This window comes from Acetobacterium sp., assembly GCF_041752335.1.
GTDB lineage: Bacteria > Bacillota > Clostridia > Eubacteriales > Eubacteriaceae > Acetobacterium.
Window position 1 is genome coordinate 44,920 of the sequence record NZ_JBGSHG010000009.1, and the last position, 15,617, is coordinate 60,536.

Genomic DNA, 15,617 nt, shown 5'->3' on the forward strand with positions numbered 1-15,617 from the left:
CCGTGAAAGAAATCGTTAACAATATTAAAACAAATGGGGTTCAACGTTACATAGAAAATGGGAAATTACCTGGAGCAATGAATACTGACGAATGGAATCAGGTGTTTGAGTCCATACTTAAACGACCGGATCTTTGTTTAATGAGACTGGCAAACAGTGTTAATGGAAATAATGGCTATCCGGATAATTTTCGAGCGGCGACTTTTATAACTGATCCATCTGCCGATCCGAGTGATGCCATTGTTATTTTCAGAGGAACAGCAGATTCGGTTGAGCAATGGTCGGATAATGTGGAGGGTGCCTTTGAATTTGATACAAAGCACCAGCAATATGCCTACCAATATACAGAAAATGTACTGGAGGATCTGTCATACAAAACAAATGTAATGGTTACCGGCCATTCAAAAGGCGGGAATCTTGCAGCTTATGCCACAACATTGGATAATTCAGGGAAAATTGATTCCTGTACAACCTTTGATTCGCAGGGGTTTTCAGACATGTTTTTTAAAAAGTACAGTGAACTAGTTGAAACCAATCATGCAAAAATAACGGCCATTGTTGCCCAAAAAGATAAGGTCAGTTTATTGTTGAGATCGGTTGCGAAACGGGAAATTTGTTACGAAACGATTAATCAAGACGATCCAACGATGTATCACAAATTTAATCTTTTGATTGGGCGTATGACAAAGAACAATCAGGTGGAGCGGTCAAAACAAGATCAGCAATTGAAGGGATTGCTTGATGACTTGATAGAAGATGCAAGATCATGGTCGCCTGATCTGCAGAATCTTGTCAGCGATTCGATTGGAAAGCAAATGACAAAAGGTAATATTGGTTCTGGGAATATAGCGGTCCTGGTCGTAGCGCTGTTGGGAGAAATTGAAGCAGAGGCATTGTTACACCACGATATCAGCGGTCTAATGAATACCGTTCCAAAAGCCATGTTAATTGTGCTTCTTCTTAAATCGGCTGAGAATTATAGTTCGATTGATGAAATATTGATTGATATGGGGAAAAAGGCTCTGATATTGGAAAAACTGTGCAGAGGTGTTGGCAGTTGCTTTTATGTGGAAGCCATGAAGATTTTCAATGAGTGGTTCAGAAGAATTACCGCTACAAACTGGTTGGAAAAAAATTCAGAATATCTGGCAGGTCAAGAAATAAAAATTGATACTGGCAGGCTCCAATATCTGGCGAATCGTTTGGAGCGGATTCAATACAGACAAAAGCGACTGGATGATTATTTCAGTACTTTGAAATTGTGCAAGGGACTGGATATGAATTTTTTTAATATCAGATTTATGGAACAGTTCAATGAAGCAGCGATGATAAAAGTCAGATCGTGTTCGGATTTTCTCCATAATGCGGCAGATATTTTTGAGAGTTGTGAAAATAAAATTATTGCTTCAGCAGAAAGGTTGAATGGGTAAGTCATTGAAATTAACTTTAATAAAATGGGAGAATATTCAGACACTAATTTTACCACCAAAAGTCTACGGAAATTTCTGGATCAAAAATGAAGTTCTTGGTGAGCTTGAAAACCTTATCAACATAGAAGGGATAAACAATCAATGGTTCTTGCGTTCGGGGAAAAAAGCAAGCATTGTCAATGATGAAAACTGTGAGATGGAACAGGTTGGTCTCAAATTAAATACCTTTTATAAAATAGTACTTCGCGAAACGAATGAACAGGCTTTGATTTTTACTGAACCGATTACTGAAAACAGACAAACTTTTTCAAAGTATCTTCTTCCTAAACAAGGTGTTATTAGACTGGGTAAGCTGGAAACGAATGAAATTGTATTTAAGACTCCGTTTATTTCTCGGAACCATGCGACCATCAGTATTAATCGAGACCAGCTGACGATTACTGATGAAAATAGTGCGAATGGTATTTTTGTCAATGGAAAGCGGATTGCCGAAGGGAAGTTGACTCCAGGGGACAGCATTTACATTATGGGCTTGGTGATTGTGATCGGAAAATCGTTTATCGCGATTAATAATCCTGATAATAAGACTACAGTGAATCCAAATATTTTAAAACGATATCCATCCCAGAGTGTTGAAATGAAGTCAAGACAATATGAGTCGGATATCGACTACCGATCTGGTTATTGTATTTATCGAGTGCCTCGGTTCAAACGAGAGATACAAGCACCCCAGATTCGTATTGATGCACCACCAAACCCAACACAGAATGAGAAAATACCGATCTTTTTATTGATTGGACCAACGATTACCATGGGGATGACGTCTGTTACCTTTGGGGTCATGGCCGTTTCCAATGTTGTGGTGGCTGGTGGCAGTATGCTGTCAACTTTTCCTAGTTTGATGATGTCGGCAGGGATGCTCGCAGGAACCGTTCTTTGGCCGACACTAACGAGAAGACATGAGAAGAAACAGCGGATTGCGAATGAAAAACACCGAGTCAACAGATATACCCGTTATTTAAATAAATTCGAAGAAAAAATCGAAAATGAAATAAAAAATCAAGGTGAAATACTTAATGAGAATTTTAAAAAGCCCCAATTTTATTTGCAGCGAATTGTGGACCGTGAATCCAATCTTTGGGAAAGAACAAGCGAGCAGGATGATTTTCTTGAAGTGAGGCTGGGGCTCGGTCAAATACCACTTGAGATCAAGCTTGAATATCCTCAGGAACAGTTTACGCTGGAAGAAGACGATCTTAAAAACAAAATGTATCAGCTGGTGAAAAGACCTAAGCTGCTTGAGAATGTTCCAATCACGCTCTCTTTAAAAAACGAAAAAAACTATGGTTTTTTAGGTAACTTCCATGACCGGATCCGTCTTTTTAAGAGTATTCTGGTGCAATTGGTTACTTTACATAGCTATGATTCACTGAATTTAGTATTTTTATATTCAGAAAACCAGGAAGAACTGTTGCAGCCTTTAAAATGGTTGCCCCATACATGGAACAGCGATAAGAGTGTTCGCTTCATTGGTCGAAATCAAAAAGAAATCAAAGATATTGGCACTTATTTGGAGAAGGAGATTTCTAAGCGTGAAGTCCTGAACGATGAAGAAATCGATGATTTGCCGGTAAAAATTTTAATCTTTGTCATGGATGAAAAAATTGGAGCACAAGCAGATTTTCTTCAACGAATTTTAGACGGTAAAAAACATCTGGGGATTTCGATATTGTCTTTTTATCGAGATTTTAACAGTTTGTCAAAAGAATGCTCAAAAGTTATTGAAATACGGGAAGGCGCTTCGAAAAAATACGATAAAGAAGATACCAGTGGATCCTACCAGAGATTTAATCCGGATTTGACCGATTATGAACTAGATCTGGTTTGCCGAAGCCTTGCAGATGTTTATCTGGGTTCTGGAATCGAGAAAGACTATTTTCCAACGATACTGGAGTTCCTGGATATGTACAAAGTGGGAAAGGTGGAACATCTTAACTGTCTCAGCCGTTGGGCGGAAAATGACCCGACTTTAAGCTTGGAAGCAATGGTTGGTGTAAATGAACGAGGCGAAACGTTTGGAATTGATTTTCATGAAAAATATCATGGTCCTCATGGTTTGGTAGCAGGAATGACAGGATCAGGAAAAAGCGAATTTATCATTACCTTCATTTTGTCCATGGCGGTCAACTATCATCCCAATGAAGTGGCGTTTATTCTTATAGATTATAAGGGCGGTGGGATGGCTGATATTTTCAGGAATTTACCACATCTGGTGGGTACCATTACAAACTTGGATGGCAGTGAAGTCAAACGCTCACTGATATCAATACAAAGTGAAATCACGAAAAGACAGGCCATTTTTAAAGAGGCCGGGCTTCGTTTGAATATGAGCAATATAGACATTTATGATTATCAGAAGCTATATCGGGAAAAACTGGTTAGAGTGCCTTTGCAGCATTTGTTCATTATCTCTGATGAATTTGCCGAACTGAAAATGCAGCAACCGGATTTCATGGATCAGCTTGTCAGTGCTGCCCGGATTGGTCGAAGTCTCGGTATTCATTTAATTTTGGCTACACAAAAGCCATCTGGAGTAGTAGATGATCAGATTTGGAGCAATAGCCGGCTGAAAATTTGTCTCAAAGTTCAAGAAAAGGCTGACAGCATGGATATGATTAAACGGGGTGATGCGGCGGAGCTCAAAAATACGGGTCGGTTTTTCATGCAAGTCGGATTTAACGAACTTTTTGAGTTGGGGCAGTCTGCCTGGAGCGGAGCACCCTATTATCCAGAGGAAACCTGGGTAAAATCGGTTGATGATGGACTGATTCTAATCGATCGAGTGGGTCAGATAATGAAGTCAGTAAAAATTGATAATCGGAATATTTATTTCCAGAAACCGAAAAAGCAAACTGAAGCAGTGGTTAGCTATCTCGAAAGTTTAGCCAATGAAGAGAGAATAGTAATACAGCCATTATGGCTTCCGCCGCTAAAGCCAGTAATGAGTCTGATGGAGTTACGCACTAAATACCAGACAGAAGAGTATCATAATCAGATTAAAGCTATTATAGGGGAGTACGATGATCCCGCAAATCAGCGGCAAGGATTGATGGAGATCAACCTTTCACAAGGGGGAAATACGATTGTTTATGGTTCTCCCGGGAGTGGAAAATTGGGCTTGATTCAGACCATGATCTATTCTTTACTGGAGAATTATTCTTCAGAGACACTCAATCTATATTTATTGGATTTCGGTTCAGAAACCCTTAATGCATTTAAAGGAGCCCCTCAAGTCGGTGATGTCCTATTTTCGACTGATAATGAGGCAGTGAAGCAGCTTTTCAAGATGTTATCCGAATTTGTTGCAAATCGGAAACGAAAATTTGCAAATTATGGCGGTAATCTTGAAACCTACAATAAAAAAAGTGGGGAGACATTGCCCAATATTCTGGTAGTCATCGAAAATTATACAAGTTTTTGTGAAAATTATGATGAGTTAGAAGAAAGCCTTGGTCAGTTGACGCGAGAAGGGATGAAATACGGAATTTTCTTTGTAATTACGGCGACATCCGGAAATTCGGTTCGTTATCGGATTGCACAGAACTTTAAACAAAATTTGGTGCTTCAGCTGAATGATCAAAACGATTATGCGGGAATATTGGGCAATACAAATGGGATTTATCCTTCAAATTTCAAAGGTCGTGGGATTTTCAAACACGATACTACTTTTGAATTTCAGACCGCAACAATAGCTGAAGAGCCGGAAATTATTTTTGACGAGATCTCGACTTTATGCAGAAAATTACAGGATACTAATTTTAGTCACCCAGCCCCTAAAGTACCGGTATTACCTGAAATTCTGACGCCAGATCATTTTAATTTCAAAGATAGGTTTACCCTTGACGAATTACCCCTGGGCCTTAGTCAGACAAAATTTACAACGGTGTCGGCTGATTTGACAGCCAATATGATTTTCCCGATTTTTAGTCAGAATATGATTCAAAAATCATATTTCGATGGTGTCGTTACATTACTTGGAAAAGAATTGGAAATTAAATGGCTTGACGGGGAGGAACAGCTTTATCCAGATGACGGTTTAGAGCCAACGATCATCTGGTTGTTTAACGAGATGGTCAAACGGAATAATGCATTTAAAGATGCACAAGGAGAACAAAGACCATTACCGGAATTCGATGATAAGTTAATACTGATCAGAGGATTGGGAAAGCTGCTGAATCAGCTTTCTGAAGACGGCCAGGACAAATTAAAACTTGTTCTTGAAAAAGGTGAAGCATCCTATCGAATCTTTTTTATCATTGCTGATGAAGAAAGTCAGATATCAAACTACTCATATGATTCATGGTGTAAAAAACAAATCAGTGGAAAGGATGGGGTGTGGATTGGCAATGGCGTTACAGAACAGTTTATTTTAAAAGCCAGCAAAACGACCCGCGAAATGTATGAGTCGATTGCTGAGGATGCCGGTTATTATTTAAAAAGAGGACAGCCTATCTTTATCAAAGTATTCAGTGATCCAGAAGAAAGGAGTTGATTAATTGGGGATTGAAAGAAAAATTCTGGTGGAAGTAACCCTACCGTCATCGGGGACAGCCTTTGATGTGTTTGTCTATCCGTTATCACCAGTAAGTGAAGTGATAAATTTGTTGGTGGGGGCTATACAAGATTTTTCCTGGGGCTATTATCAGGGAGATGAAACATCACTGCTTTGCTTTAAAGAAAATGGAGTTCCGTTGGATATCAATCGAACAATTGTGGAAAATGGCCTTAAAAATGGTTCAAAATTAATTTTAATCTAAGGAGAAAAATAATGAGTCGAGCAATTAGTGTACAACCAAGTGTATTGAAAAAAACAGCGGATTCGCTGAATCAGGGCGTTGCGGAGTATGAAAAAATCTACAAACAGCTTTTCAGCGAAGTCGATGGTATGGGGGCGGCATGGCAGGGGATTGACAATCTTGCATTTGTTAACCAGATTAAAGGTTTCATGGAAGATTTTCAGAAAATGGGCAGTCTGATGAAAAAATATTCACAATTTTTAACGGATAGCGCAAAAACGTATGAGTCGGCACAAAATGAAATCGTCAGCGGCGCAAAGCGTCTGACAAATTAGAGAGGAGAAATAGAAATGGCAGTAGTAGAAGGAATTAAAATATCATTAGGTGAAGTTAGCAAGACGGCTACAACCATACGATCGCTCAATAAGAGTCTGGATGCAAAACTCACAGATATGCAGTCTCAGGTAAATGCCCTATCCAGTACCTGGCAAAGTGATGCGGGAAATACGATTGTTCAAGACATGAAGAATATGTCCGGTCAATTTGAAGAGTACAAAAAAGTGATCGAAAGCTATGCCAATTTCCTTGATCAGACCGTAAAAAGTTATGATACGGTGGAAACCAATATCAATCGTAATGCCGAAGCGTTTAAGTAAGCACAAAATAGGAGGAAAATATGGCAAGTATGACTGGCAGGAGAGTGGTGAGAAGAGGACAGTTTATTCTGGTTGATCAAGGCGATGTTTATGAATTAAATGATGTACCACTGATCATTGGACGAAATCAGGATCAGTGCGAAATTTGTATCCCCCAAAAAACCATTAGTCGATGTCATGCTCAGCTGACACAGGAAAATGGCAAATGCTATCTGGAAGATTTGGGATCAGTTTCTGGTACATTCATCAATGAAGAGCGAATAGAAGCACATATAAAGTATCCAGTAAATGTTACAGATACGATTCGCATTGCGGACTATTCCCTTCAAATCGAATTAAAAATGGGGATACCAGTTGAAAACTCGCAGGTCGAAATGACGAATATCGATCAGGTACAAGCAGAAGCTATTTCTTTGGAAAACCCAGAAGTTCCCCCCAAAACTCTCGAGAGTCCGTTAATTGAGCAATTGCCGGATATATCTGCCGATGAGAATGAAGATGTAGAGTTCGATGGAAAAGGCAATGTTGGGTTGGTTGGGTGGTCTTCAGAAACGGCGATCATGACCGAAGTTGGAGAAGTGATTCAGAAGGCGCCAGCGTTAGAGAAAGACGGAAGATCCGAAAATTTAGAGGCATATTTAAATCGGCTGCTGAGTGAAGTATCATTCAGTACAAAGCAAACGACCACGGTGAAGATGATTGTTGAGTTGGTTATTGAGGGCGACAATCACGCCAAACAAACGATAGTTGACTTTCTCAATAAATGGACAGAGGATTTATCCGCGCCAGTTGTTCAGGGAATTCAGGATGAATGTATTAATAAGGAATCAGATGACTACACAAGAGCGATTGGTGTTCAGCCGGTTATTGAAACACCTCCCGTAGTTAATTCACCTCGGCAGGTGATTCGACGTGAGCCGCGGCAGGTAACTCAATCTGATGAAATAATAATGCCCATTAATCCATATCAGTCAATTTCGGAGTCGTCAGTCACAACATCCGATCCGGAAAAGCCACCAAATTATGGAAATTGTCCACTTTTGCTACCGATTCTGATTGAGGGAGAGCGGATTGAAATCCCGATTTCGAAAACGCCTTTCATCATTGGAAAAAGCTCGCAACATAGTGATTTTCCGTTGAATGCCCGAGGAATCAGCCGTTCTCATTGTCTGATTACTTTTCACGATGGTAATTATTTTATTACAGATTTAGGATCAACAAACGGGGTCTGTGTCAATAAGAAACGCTTAAAACCCCACAAAGAATGTAAGATAAAATCAACTGATAAAATAATTTTGGGGTCAAATCAGTTTTTATTTGAGATCCCAAGTTAGGGAAGAGTGATAGGGGGAGTCAATGGATCATATTATTGAAGCGATGATTGATGAAACACGCCAGATTCAAAAAGAATTGGAGGTCATTGCAGATGAACTCATGGAATTTAAAGGAATCGGTTCAGAGATCTGTTCGCGACTCCTGTATGAAACGGCAAGTGAATATCAGCAATTGGGGAATCAATTGAAAAAATAATTAATCGGCAGAAAATCAGTGAGAATGAAAGCATCTGATTTTGGAATCGACTTGGGTTTACAATGTTACGGGAATGAGATTAGGGATTTTTCGAAATCCCTAATTAAAAGCGATGGAGGACAGCATGACGTTGTTTAGTGAAACGTTAAAAAAACAGATCGATCAGTGTGGAATGACAGTCTATCAGTTGGCAAAAATATCCTGTGTCGACAGGACAATCATCCAAAAAAGCATGACGGGGGATCGTATTCCTAATCAGGAGGCGATTCAAAAGCTCAGAAAAGCCCTGAAATTATCCCCTAAAGAAGAGGCTGTTTTTCTGGAACACTATGAAATGACAAAAATGGGAGAATCGCTGTTTCTTCAGAGAAAAAACACGCTTCAATTTTTGAATGCCATCGGTCATACCTATCAGGTTGTGGACGAAATAAAAGCCTTACCGGTCAAGACATTGGAGTTTGAAGAGAATTCCATGAGAGATGTGGAATGTTTTAACAGTGCTTTACAAGTGCAAAAGCTTGTCCAAATAATGATTGAAGAAGTTGTTTTTCGGCTAGAAGAAAAACAAATGATGATTTATTTGCCTTTTGAATTTTATTTTTTTTATGATTTACTTAAACAGTACTTTCTTGACGAGCATAATCAATTTGAAATCCTCAATGTATTTCCGATTTCGAAAGAATGTGATGGGGTCGGTATGCAGGTTAACAGCTTGTCAGCACTTGAAACCATCCTGCCTTTTTTGATGACGAAAAAAAGCGGTTATTATCCTTATGTATATTATGATCATGATCACCATCAGGATTTAGCATTAATATTTCCTTATTATTTTATTACTGAAAACAAGGTCGCAGTGATTGCCGCTGACTTTAAGAGAGCTTTACTCTATGAGCATGAAACAGTGATTTCAGCATATAAAGAGGCCTTTTCAACTTTGAAAAAGCGCTGCCGGCTTTTAACCAGTAAATGCAGTCAGCGAATTTCTTATGCTGGGGAACTGGCAATAATGAATCGCAGGACGGCTTTTTTTGAACCGCTGCCGTGTCTCGATAAATTTTGTAGCAGGGTTCAAATTGAAAAACTGGTAATCAGTGACTGTGAGCAACGCGAGACAGTTATTGAGTTTATCCATCAATTTTATCGACAATATGCTGATTCTGATCGGAAAAGAAGGTGTTATTTCTCGATAAAATCGCTGCGACAGCTGGCGGAGACGGGAAGCCTGATTAATTTTCCGGCTCCCGTTGTTCGACCGCTGGACAAACATGAAACAGTAGCCTATTTTGTACTGCTTTTGGAGGAGTTGGAAGTAGTTGAGGCCCAGCTTTTTGCGATCCGGGAAAATGTGCTCAAACAGGAAGGTGCTTTTGAATTAAATTTGATCGAATCATCTGATGTTTTGATCCGCTTTTATCATCGGGAAAAAGCATTGCTGAATTCGGTGCTGATTGATGAACGGAATATCAGTCAAATGATTATCGATTTTTTTGAATTCTTGCCGGACAGTAAGTGGATTTGTACAACCAAAGAAATAAAAGACGAAATTAAAGGGTTGATCACAGGGTTGCAGGCATCAAAAAATGAAGAAATGTTTTGTTGAGAAGACTAAATTTAAAGTGTGAAGCGAATAATAAATTGTGGGACGTTCACAATGATGTTGTTCACTTAATGGAACTTGTGATTGAATTTTTTTACTGAGAAAGGATGTTAGGGGATTGAAAATGGGGAAAAGACTAGTCGGAAATCTGAAAATGAGCATACTAATAATGATGTGCTTAATTATGATATTGAGTTTATCGGCTTGTGCCAAGGTGGAGGCAAAAAAAGATTTTGACGCGCTTTCGACTGAAATAAGTCAATTACAGGATAGTATTTCAAATAGAATAGCTGAAGGGCAAACATTGCTGACAGACACGAAAACAGAAGAACTTGCCGATCCGAGTTTACTGGAAGCATTAAAGAAAGAAATTGACTCTTCAAAAGCTGATACGGTCAATGTTCCTACTGTCGGTACCGCAACAGATGAAATCAAACAACAGATTGAAGAGTTGGCGGGTAAAAAAGAAGAATTGGAGAGTCGATTACATTCTCTGAACAGTTCGATTACAGCAATCGGGGATAGTAAACAAAAATTGGTAGAGCAGATCGCTGCCGAAAAGGAAGCCAAACTTAATGAAGCAATTTCTCCAAATAGTACCTATTCGATTATTGCAACTGATGACAATGGGAACAAAGAAAAAATTACCGTAAGAATTGGGCAGTGGCTAAAAGGGTCAGAAACAGAGATGCTGGATAAAGCCTGGCAAAATGTTGGTGGAGAGAGTACAATGCCATTAACGGGAGCGTATGAAGGGGATGAATTTAAAAATGGAGGAACCTTTCATCCGAAAGAAGCAGCTTATGTATTTGGTTCTGTAACTATTGAGAATCTAACTCCAGATTTTAGTCCTGAAAATTTTTGCAGAGGTTCAAGTGGGGTTAGTTTAATACCTGAAATTGGCACTGGCAGTGTTGTTCAAGGGCGCGAATATACAAGTGGGACAAGTTGCGATATAGTGGGTGGATTTAACTACGTAGTTAATGCAAAAATGACCTCGAACAATTGGGGGCCAGTGCCTTTTGTAATCGGAGTAGAAAATGTATTTTCGCCTAATTATCCTGATGGAAATCCTCAAATAAACGAAGTTGAATTTTCCTTAAATGGTAGTATTTCAACACATACTCAAGGTGATGAAAAATTTATAGTTAAGAAATCATGGTGATTTAGCTGTTCAAAAGCTTTTTCCATTGGTTTTACAGCTGGTTAAAGGAGAATCAAATGAATATAAATGATGAAAAAACGGAGCCGCTAATTGTTGCAGGTCCCCGTCAACAAAAAAAGACGAGAAAATTTAAATTAGGATTAGGATTAGTAGTAGCCGCTGTTTTGCTGATGGGTATAATAGCTATTTTTGCGACCATGTATTTGCTTCATCAAAAAGCGGATTCAATTATATGTGAATCCTTATGGGGGGGTGCTGATAATCGGCTAGATATCATTCCTGACAATTCGAAGAATGCGGAGTGGATCTACTATATTGATGACCAAAGGGATCTCTCGAAAATCAAGAAAGACGGCACCTCACAGAAAAAATTGTTAGATGGAGGCTGCGATGCATTTTGCATTACAGAACCGTGGATATACTATGCAAAAGGTGATCCAGGTTTTAGTGAAGATAATAATATGACGATTGGCAAAATACGCATAGATGGGAATGAGAATACAGAACTGAGCAGGTTGACTATTAATTCAGAACAAGATGATATGGCACAAATTAAAGTGAGTGACGATTATATCTATTATGCTTTTGGGAAAAATGATTTATACAGTGAAACAATGCCTAATTTTGGAATTTATAAACTGAAAACAGACGGCAGTGACAGCTTAAAGATTTTGGGCGATGAAGTTAACAAAATAGTTGCTATCGAAGATGGGTGGATTTATTTTTCAGAGCCATCTACTGTTAGTGATAGTGCTTGTGATCTTTATCGAATGAACTTAGACGGAAAAGAAAAAATAGCACTAGCGACGGTTAGTTATTGTACACATCGTATAGGGGAGTGTGAACCAATTATAAACGGTGACTGGATATACTACATAAATTCTGCTGAAAATGATAGTCTTTTCAAGATGCGAAAAGATGGAACAGAAAAGCAGAAAATACATGATGGTTCATTGATTTCTATGTTTGAGCAGAATGAGTCGCTTTATTTTGTACATAGGTCCAATTCTGGTATGGATGGAGATATTGTTAAAATAGAGATGGATGGCGGTGAAACAGAAACCTTAGATAAAGATGCTTACTTTATTTTGGGCGTCGATGATAAATGGATATATTATATAGAACAGGGAAATGACTTTAGGAAATTTTTAAAAGTAGGGCTAAACGGCAAAGCTAAACAGAGAATATGGATGTTTGGAACGGGTTTTTAAATTATAATAAAAAACGATACTCAAGTTGAATAAGGATATTTATTGATGGGCGTTCGGTGAACGCCCAGGCACAACATATTAAGGAGAAATTAAATGGGTCTATTTGGATTATTTGGAAAAAAGAACAAATTGGATCTCTGGAGGATTGAAAATTAAATTTTATCGGAGGGGGAAGCGGTTTAGTTAACTGACTGGGACATTATGCCGTTAAAATTGATGCTAATTAAATATGATGCGATGGATGGAGAGTCACTGGAAATTAAAGACATTCTGAAAAATTGTTTTTCAAGATCTTGATATCAATAGTTTTGACGGAGTTCGTCAAAGGGAGATATTTATTGGCGGAAAAGATTTTATTTCAGAAAAATGACTAATTTAGATCACTATCCTGAATTACATAGAAAGATTTAAAAGGCAAGATAAAAGTGATTTATGAAACCATAGTTAGGTAAGAAAGCGACATCGTATAAAAGTAAGATTATTAGAAAAAATCTATATTTGAAAGAGGAATGGTTATGAAGCTAATGCCCGGAAAAAAGCAAATTGAGCTGCTTATTTTAATGCTAATGGTGATATTGGCAATAATGTCCATTAGTGTGAGTCCTATCTTGGCAGGAACGACGGAAGGTGATTTTACCTATTCGCTCAACGCCGGGGAAGTAAGAATTGACAAATATATTGGTTCAGGTGGAAATGTGACCATACCAAGCAAGTTGAGTGGTTACCCCGTCACCAGCATTGGGGAGGATGCTTTTAGCAAGTGCAAAGGGCAGACTGACTTAATTATTCCAACGAGTGTAACGAAAATTGAAGAAGGTGCATTTCGTGATTTTCAGGGACTGACAAGTGTTGTCATCCCTGATAGTGTAAAAGAAATTAGTTATCAGGCCTTTAAAGGTTGTGTAAAACTAGATAATCTCACGATTTCTGAGAAAACAGTTGCGATTGGTGAAGAAGCTTTTAGAGGTTGCACAAGTTTGACAAGTATCATCATTCCTCAGGGTGTGACGGATATTGGATCAGGTGCCTTTAGTGGATGTACAGGCTTAACAAGTATCACATTGCCGGAAAGTGTAACGATTGTTAAGTCCTATTTGTTTGATGGTTGTACAGGTTTAAAGAGTGTTGTTCTGTCTGACGGTGTAACTGAAATAGGAAATCATGTATTTCAAGATTGTACTGGATTAACAAGTTTCACAATTCCGCAAAGGATTACCGAGATTAGTGGGTACTTGTTCTCAAATTGTAAAGGATTGACAAGCGTCTTGATACCAGAGGGTGTAACGAGTGTTGATCAAAATGCATTTTCAGACTGCACCAATTTAACAACAATGATACTGCCGGATGGTTTAATTAATATTGACTCTTCGGCATTTTCTGGATGTGCTGAGTTGACAGGTATTTATATTCCGGCAAGTACAACAAAGATATCGAATCCTTTTTCTGGTTGTAAAAAATTAACAATCTATGGGAAAAAGGGTTCTGCTGCCGAAGAATATGCAATTAACAATAACATCCCATTTGCTGTGGATGATTATCAATTTGCCATTGCCAATGGCAGTGCGACCCTCAAAGGCTACACTGGGTCTGGTACCGATATTTCAATTCCAGCTACATTTGGGGGGAGCCCGGTGACGGCCATTGGTGATGGTGCACTCGCGAAATATGCCGGAGCAAGTGTGACAATTCCGGAATCGGTAACGAGTATCGGCAAAGATGCGTTTAACAGTTCGAAATTATCAAAAATCGTTATCCCCAATAGTGTGACCATTATTGGAGACACGGCATTTGCCAATGCATCTGAACTGGCCAGTGTGACAATCGGCAGCGGCGTAACCAGCATTGGAAAAGAAGCATTTAAGAATACAAAATTAGCAACAGTAACGATTCCTAATGCTGTCACAAGTATTGGTGACGCTGCATTTGAAAATTGCAAGGAATTAACTGAGGTAAATATTGGCAATGGTCTAGGCAGTATGGGAAAAGGCACGTTTGCGGGCGTGGATTTAGCAAAAATGACCATTGATGAAAATAATAAGGCCTATTCGATTCAAGATGGTATCTTGTTTGATAAAGAAAAAACAATCTTATTACAAAGCTTTTATAATGATTCAAAGAATTATCGCATTCCAGAAAGTGTTACAACCATTGGTGAGTCAGCATTTGCAGACAATCAGAGCTTGGTCAGTGTCACCATTTCCGACAGCGTAACGAATATTGAAAATAATGCGTTTAACGGTTGTAGCAAACTAGAATCCGCATCTTTTTTGGGGAATGCGCCGTCAATGGGAACGGCTGTTTTTGATAATACTTCTGAAAAATTTATGGTTCATTATCTTAGTGGAAAATCAGGATTTGAGAACCCCTGGAATGGATACGAAACAACATCATACAATGGACCCCCGGTTGAGTGGATCATAGCAGGTGTTATTACAGTACTAGTTTTAATCATTGTTTTGATTCTGTTTATTTCTTTGCGCAAGAGAAAAAAACCGAAAAAAACACGTTCGCCAAAAGTTAAAGCCAATTTAAAAACAGGAAAAAATTTTGATGAATCGATTCAGAGCGGAGTAATACAAGACGTAGAAGTCAAACAGAATCCTACCGCAAGTGAAGACGTAATAGATTCTTGTGTCGATAAAGTAGAGAGTACAATAGTAACTCAGGAAATAGACGACGATGATGAAATCACCGAAGATCTAATGATTGATAAATAATCTTAAAAAGTTGATAAATGTTATTATGTCAGTGGAGGACATGAATGAATAGTAATGAGAATGAAAATCAAAACAGAGAGAATGGTTTTGATCCTGATGGCGATTTGACTGAAGAGTTATTGACGAAAAAACAGTCGGAAAATCAGAGTCACAGGAAAAAATTGTTTTTTATCATTGGTTTGATTGGGGGATTTTGTATTTTGCTTGTGAGTGTATTATTGATCATGAATCAGATGAAGATTTCACAAATCAATAAAAACCTTGAATTAGGCGAGAAATACCTGGAAGAAGGCAAGTACGAAGAGGCAATCCTTGCTTATGACGACGTCATCAAAATCGATCAAAAAAATGTATTAGCTTATGAAGGTAAGGGGGCAACCTATCTGGGCATGGCGAATTACTCCGAGGCGGAGAGCCAGTTGGAAACGGCTAAATCAATTGACTTTACAGATAATGGCAAGGTGCTGATGTCAGAAGTGTATATCAATACGGATCGTAAAGACCAGGGGATGGCA

The 15,617-nt window shown here is 38.6% G+C and carries 12 protein-coding genes; all 12 read left to right on the top strand.

The features are described from left to right. Positions 1 to 2: 2 nt before the first annotated feature. Complete coding sequence (locus ACEW8F_RS01735) at positions 3 to 1,430, top strand: Mbeg1-like protein (RefSeq protein WP_373481750.1); 1,428 nt, start codon at positions 3 to 5, stop codon at positions 1,428 to 1,430. Beyond that, complete coding sequence (essC, locus tag ACEW8F_RS01740) at positions 1,423 to 5,982, top strand: type VII secretion protein EssC (RefSeq protein ID WP_373481751.1); 4,560 nt, start codon at positions 1,423 to 1,425, stop codon at positions 5,980 to 5,982. Before ACEW8F_RS01735 ends, essC begins: the two co-directional genes overlap by 8 nt. 4 nt (positions 5,983 to 5,986) lie before the next feature. Beyond that, complete coding sequence (locus ACEW8F_RS01745) at positions 5,987 to 6,247, top strand: hypothetical protein (protein ID WP_373481752.1); 261 nt, start codon at positions 5,987 to 5,989, stop codon at positions 6,245 to 6,247. A gap of 11 nt (positions 6,248 to 6,258) precedes the next feature. Further along, positions 6,259 to 6,561, top strand: coding sequence for a WXG100 family type VII secretion target (locus ACEW8F_RS01750; protein ID WP_373481753.1), 303 nt, complete (start codon positions 6,259 to 6,261; stop codon positions 6,559 to 6,561). 15 nt (positions 6,562 to 6,576) lie between these two features. Beyond that, on the top strand, positions 6,577 to 6,882 hold the full coding sequence (locus ACEW8F_RS01755; RefSeq protein ID WP_373481754.1) for a pore-forming ESAT-6 family protein: 306 nt from the start codon (positions 6,577 to 6,579) through the stop codon (positions 6,880 to 6,882). A 20-nt stretch (positions 6,883 to 6,902) separates the two neighbouring features. Then, complete coding sequence (locus ACEW8F_RS01760) at positions 6,903 to 8,216, top strand: FHA domain-containing protein (RefSeq protein WP_373481755.1); 1,314 nt, start codon at positions 6,903 to 6,905, stop codon at positions 8,214 to 8,216. 22 nt (positions 8,217 to 8,238) lie between these two features. Next, the gene (locus ACEW8F_RS01765) at positions 8,239 to 8,412 is read left to right on the top strand and encodes a hypothetical protein (RefSeq protein ID WP_373481756.1); all 174 of its coding nucleotides are present in this window, start codon (positions 8,239 to 8,241) and stop codon (positions 8,410 to 8,412) included. A gap of 124 nt (positions 8,413 to 8,536) precedes the next feature. Then, positions 8,537 to 10,012, top strand: a complete 1,476-nt coding sequence (locus ACEW8F_RS01770) for a helix-turn-helix domain-containing protein (protein ID WP_373481757.1) — start codon at positions 8,537 to 8,539, stop codon at positions 10,010 to 10,012. A gap of 121 nt (positions 10,013 to 10,133) precedes the next feature. Beyond that, positions 10,134 to 11,174, top strand: coding sequence for a hypothetical protein (locus tag ACEW8F_RS01775; protein WP_373481758.1), 1,041 nt, complete (start codon positions 10,134 to 10,136; stop codon positions 11,172 to 11,174). Between the two features lie 56 nt (positions 11,175 to 11,230). Then, a complete protein-coding gene (locus tag ACEW8F_RS01780) occupies positions 11,231 to 12,385 on the top strand; it encodes a DUF5050 domain-containing protein (RefSeq protein ID WP_373481759.1) in 1,155 nt (384 codons plus the stop codon). Positions 12,386 to 12,900: 515 nt separating this feature from the next. Next, positions 12,901 to 15,102 carry a leucine-rich repeat domain-containing protein gene (locus ACEW8F_RS01785; RefSeq protein ID WP_373481760.1) on the top strand — a complete coding sequence of 734 codons (2,202 nt, stop codon included), beginning with the start codon at positions 12,901 to 12,903 and terminating at the stop codon, positions 15,100 to 15,102. A gap of 44 nt (positions 15,103 to 15,146) precedes the next feature. After that, a partial coding sequence (locus ACEW8F_RS01790) for a tetratricopeptide repeat protein (RefSeq protein ID WP_373481761.1) occupies positions 15,147 to 15,617 on the top strand: 471 nt, incomplete at its 3' end.